This is a genomic window from Mycobacterium sp. TH-M25 (assembly GCF_057473665.1).
Window position 1 is genome coordinate 1 of record NZ_JBYCLA010000197.1, and the last position, 4,215, is coordinate 4,215.

The 4,215-nt window shown below is 66.3% G+C and carries 5 protein-coding genes, 1 tRNA gene and 2 pseudogenes; 2 read left to right on the forward strand and 6 right to left on the reverse strand.

The genetic code is table 11. The features are described 5' to 3' along the window. Positions 1 to 316 (reverse strand): cobalamin biosynthesis protein (locus AC2VOU_RS06595; protein ID WP_486956646.1); only part of this gene is annotated, 316 nt, incomplete at its 3' end. Positions 317 to 399: 83 nt separating this feature from the next. Here AC2VOU_RS06595 and AC2VOU_RS06600 point away from each other — a divergent pair. Beyond that, positions 400 to 579 (forward strand): annotated as a pseudogene (locus tag AC2VOU_RS06600) (oxygenase MpaB family protein); the annotation flags it as partial. Positions 580 to 644: 65 nt separating this feature from the next. On the opposite strand, the gene AC2VOU_RS06605 reads toward AC2VOU_RS06600, so the two are convergent. The 5 genes from AC2VOU_RS06605 to AC2VOU_RS06625 all read right to left on the reverse strand — a co-directional run bounded on the left by AC2VOU_RS06605 (position 645) and on the right by AC2VOU_RS06625 (position 2,802). Continuing rightward, positions 645 to 794: a hypothetical protein gene (locus AC2VOU_RS06605; protein WP_486956647.1), complete on the reverse strand. Its 150-nt coding sequence runs from the start codon at positions 792 to 794 to the stop codon at positions 645 to 647. Positions 795 to 1,127: 333 nt separating this feature from the next. Beyond that, a tRNA-Val gene (locus tag AC2VOU_RS06610) sits at positions 1,128 to 1,202 on the reverse strand. Between the two features lie 56 nt (positions 1,203 to 1,258). Next, positions 1,259 to 1,720, reverse strand: a complete 462-nt coding sequence (locus tag AC2VOU_RS06615) for a peroxiredoxin (protein ID WP_486956648.1) — start codon at positions 1,718 to 1,720, stop codon at positions 1,259 to 1,261. Beyond that, positions 1,720 to 2,145: a DUF3052 domain-containing protein gene (locus AC2VOU_RS06620; protein ID WP_486956649.1), complete on the reverse strand. Its 426-nt coding sequence runs from the start codon at positions 2,143 to 2,145 to the stop codon at positions 1,720 to 1,722. Before AC2VOU_RS06620 ends, AC2VOU_RS06615 begins: the two co-directional genes overlap by 1 nt. A gap of 99 nt (positions 2,146 to 2,244) precedes the next feature. Further along, positions 2,245 to 2,802 (reverse strand): hypothetical protein, encoded by a 558-nt coding sequence (locus AC2VOU_RS06625; RefSeq protein WP_486956650.1) that lies wholly within the window; start codon positions 2,800 to 2,802, stop codon positions 2,245 to 2,247. Positions 2,803 to 3,005: 203 nt separating this feature from the next. On the opposite strand from AC2VOU_RS06625, the pseudogene AC2VOU_RS06630 reads away from it, so the two are divergent. Next, positions 3,006 to 4,215 (forward strand): annotated as a pseudogene (locus tag AC2VOU_RS06630) (pyruvate dehydrogenase (acetyl-transferring), homodimeric type); the annotation flags it as partial.

The following is a 4,215-nucleotide window of genomic DNA, read 5'->3' on the forward strand; positions in this document are numbered from 1 at the left end:
ATCCGGTGCGCGCCAGCGATGTTCCGCCGAGAGCGACCCAGGTGGCCGCCGCGGTCGCCACGACCGAGCCGAATGCACCACAGCGCCGGGCCCGCCGCTCCAGCACGGCACCCGCCAGGCTCACCGCACCGACCAGGATAGCGACGTGGACCGCGCCGGCCGCCCGGCTGTCGCGGTAGGTGACCCGCTCGAGCGATCCTGCCGCAGCACCGAATCCCGCCACCGGATGCCACAATCGCGGGTCGCCCAGTAGGAGATCGGCCAGATACCCCAACAGCACGCCCGAGACTCGGAGACGTCGCGCGGTGCCGATCACTCCGGCAGCGTCTCATACGTGGGCGACTCGGCCCATGGAGCCCGGCCAACGATGAAGCGACCAGTCACACGAGTCGCCACCTGCTGAATCCGGCGGCCGCCGAAGCGGTATATCGGGACACCCGGCGGTTGGGCACCACGCTCCAGGTGCGCGAGTCGACGTCGCCACTGGACCGAGTCGCCTTCGATCCCGCAGTCCGCGAGCACCCGCGCTGGGTCGCGGCCATGGCATTTCCGCCATGGCTATTGCGCGCCCTGGCGGGCGGTTCAGCCTGCTCTACCTGTGGGGGATGCGCGTCCGCCTGCCCAGGTTGGCGGTGGTGTAGGCCCTAGATGGTGATGGTGAGGGCGACCATGCCGATCGCGCCGATGATGGCCAACCAGAACCACGGCTGCAGGTAGATCGGCCCGGTCGCGGCGTCGAAGTCCTTGGGCAGGACGTCGCTGTCGGTGCGCTTGGAAGTCAGCTGCGAAGTCATGTACCAAGCTTGCCTAATTAGGGAGGCGAAGTAAATGTGGCGCTCGCCACGCTCTGTCCACGGTTGAGACTCACGTCACAGGCCTCTTCGCCGGCTGGCCATCCGCTTGCTGCGTTGCGTCTGCCAGCGTCGAGTGTGCACTGACGGCTTCGAGTGTGCACTGACGGCTTCGAGTGCTAACACAGGGCGGGATTTTCGCGATTTTCCCGCCCACGATGCACAGTCGAAGCCCAGGATGCACACTCGATGCCCCGGACCCCGGCACGTCCGCAATCGTCGCGACGCCCGACTCGCCGCCGTCGAAGAGCGAGCTCGTTACTCCTACACAAACCTTGGTGGGCGCGGACGGTATCGAACCGCCGACCGCTGGTGTGTAAAACCAGAGCTCTACCACTGAGCTACGCGCCCGTGCCGGGCAAAGATACCGTCCCGACCACTCGACGCCCAAAACGCCGGCCAAGCGCTCAGGCGCTCAGCGCCGCCATCGCGTCGACCCACAGCTGCTGGTCCCGGACCTCGCCGGGCTGCTTCATCTCGGCAAAACGGACCGTACCGGACCGGTCGATGACGAACGTGCCCCGGTTTGCGACCCCGGCGTCGTCGTTGAACACGCCGTAGGCCTGGCTGACCGCGCCATGCGGCCAGAAATCCGAGAGCACCGGGAACAGGAACCCGCTTTGGGTGGCCCACACCTTGTGGGTGGCCGCCGGCCCGACCGAGATGGCCAGCACCGCACGGTCGTCGTCCTCGTAATCGGGCAGGTGATCGCGAACCTGATCGAGCTCACCCTGGCAGATGCCGGTGAACGCCAGCGGAAAGAAGACCAGTAGCACGTCCTTGGCGCCGCGAAAGTCGCTGAGAGTGACAAACTGTCGGTTCTGGTCGGGCAACGTGAAGTCTGGTGCGGTGCTACCTACCGGCAGCATCAGCGACGCCCGGCCGCTCGCGACTTCGGTTGCACCAAACGGCTGGCGCTCCAGTCTCCGAGGTTGACCGACGAGGTCGGCATCAGGCCGGCGGTCGGCGCAGACTCGGCGATCTCGGCGGGCTGCACGTGGCCGGCCTTGCCGGTCTTGGGTGTGAGCACCCAGATCACGCCGTCATCGGCCAGCGAGGTGATCGCGTCCATCAGGGTGTCCACCAGGTCACCGTCATCGTCGCGCCACCACAGCAGTACGACGTCCACCACCTCGTCGGTGTCTTCGTCGAGCAACTCGCCGCCGCACGCATCCTCGACATCGGCGCGAATGTCGTCGTCGGCGTCTTCGTCCCAACCCCACTCCTGGACAACCTGCCCTGGTTGGATGCCCAGTTTGCGGGCAAAGCTCGGGGCGTCATCCGCGGCCACCACCGTGCGACCTCCTTGTCAGTTTCAAGCCACTTGAGCGTCAAAGACGCCATGCGTTGCAAATTATCGTCCCATAGCGCGAAGCGTTGCACATCAGCCGACTCACAGGGACGCCCGGCAACGTTTGACAGCTTCGCCCTTGGCGTCGTTGAGCTGATTGACGCGCTGATTGAACTGGTCGGTCCCGACGTGTGAGCGGATCGCGTTCGCAACGGTGCGGGCAGCGTCGTTGTAGGCGTTGAGCGCCTCGCGCAATTGCCGCGACAGCGGACCGTTGCTGTCGTTTTCGACGGTGTCGGCGCTGTGCGTCAAGGCATCGACCGCAGGTTGCTCGGCGGCCGAAGTGTCGCCTCCCCGGTTGTAGGCGGCGACGAAGTCGTTCACCCGATCGACGGCTTCTTTGCTGCTGACGACGAACGATTCGCATGCTTTGACCACGGCCGCGACCGTGATCGAGCGCTGGTGCTGCGACTCCCTGATGCTCGAGGTGGCCGCCGAGGCCGAGACGGATGCGGAGACGGACGCGCGGTAAGCCGGGGCCATCGCGACATCGGCCCCCGGTGAACCGTCGGTGACGGTCGTGCAGCCGACGACAGCCATCAAGACGACAGCGATGCAGCCCGCGGCGCGCGCAGCGCTGGGCCAGCCGAACCATCCCATCCGCACAGATCACGACGTTACCGGTTGAGGTCGACAGGCAGCGTCAAGCGCCGCGATCGCGGCGTTGCCAGCCAGCCGACCCGGGCGCTACGCACGCCCAGATCCGGTGCGGCACGATAGGGGCAGCCCCCACCGGGGCCGCAGCAATCCGCGACGGCTCGATCAGCCACAAGCCGGTCGGCCGCCTACCTAGGAGTAGTGCGTTGACCACCGAGTTCGTCCGCCACGATCTGGCGAAAAACCCCACCTCCGCGAGCGAACCCGACCGAGTGCGGGTGATCCGCGAAGGCGTCGCGTCCTACCTGCCGGACATCGATCCGGAGGAAACCGCCGAGTGGCTGGAATCCTTCGACGAGCTTTTGGCGCGTCAAGGGCCGGCGCGCGCCCGCTACCTGATGTTGCGGCTGCTGGAACGCGCCGGCGAACAGCGGGTGGCCATCCCGGCGCTGACGTCGACCGACTACGTCAACACCATCCCGACCGAGATGGAGCCGTGGTTCCCCGGTGACGAGGACGTCGAACGTCGCTATCGGGCCTGGATCAGATGGAATGCCGCGATCATGGTGCACCGCGCGCAGCGCCCGGGAGTCGGTGTGGGCGGCCATATTTCGACCTACGCATCCTCGGCGGCGCTGTATGAGGTCGGGTTCAACCACTTCTTCCGCGGCAAGTCCCATCCCGGCGGCGGTGACCAGGTCTTCATTCAGGGCCACGCCTCCCCCGGCATCTACGCCCGGTCATGTCTGGAGGGACGGCTGAGCGCCGACCAACTCGACGGATTCCGCCAGGAGCACAGTCATCCCGGCGGCGGCCTGCCGTCGTATCCGCACCCGCGGTTGATGCCCGACTTCTGGGAGTTTCCGACAGTGTCGATGGGTCTGGGCCCGATGAACGCCATCTATCAGGCCCGGTTCAACCACTACCTACACGACCGCGGCCTCAAGGACACCTCGGATCAGCACGTCTGGGCGTTTCTGGGCGACGGCGAGATGGACGAGCCGGAAAGCCGCGGCCTGATCCAGGTGGCCGCCAACGAGGCGCTGGACAACTTGACCTTCGTCGTCAACTGCAACCTGCAGCGCCTCGACGGCCCGGTTCGCGGTAACGGCAAGATCATCCAGGAGCTGGAGTCGTTCTGCCGCGGCGCGGGCTGGAACGTGATCAAGGTGGTGTGGGGCCGCGAGTGGGACGTGCTTTTGCAGGCCGACCGTGACGGCGCACTGGTGAACCTGATGAACACCACCCCTGATGGCGACTATCAGACCTACAAGGCCAACGACGGCGCCTACGTGCGCGATCACTTCTTCGGCCGCGATCCACGCACCAAGGCGCTCGTCGAGCAGATGTCCGACTCCGAGATATGGAACCTCAAGCGCGGCGGCCACGACTACCGCAAGGTCTACGCCGCCTACC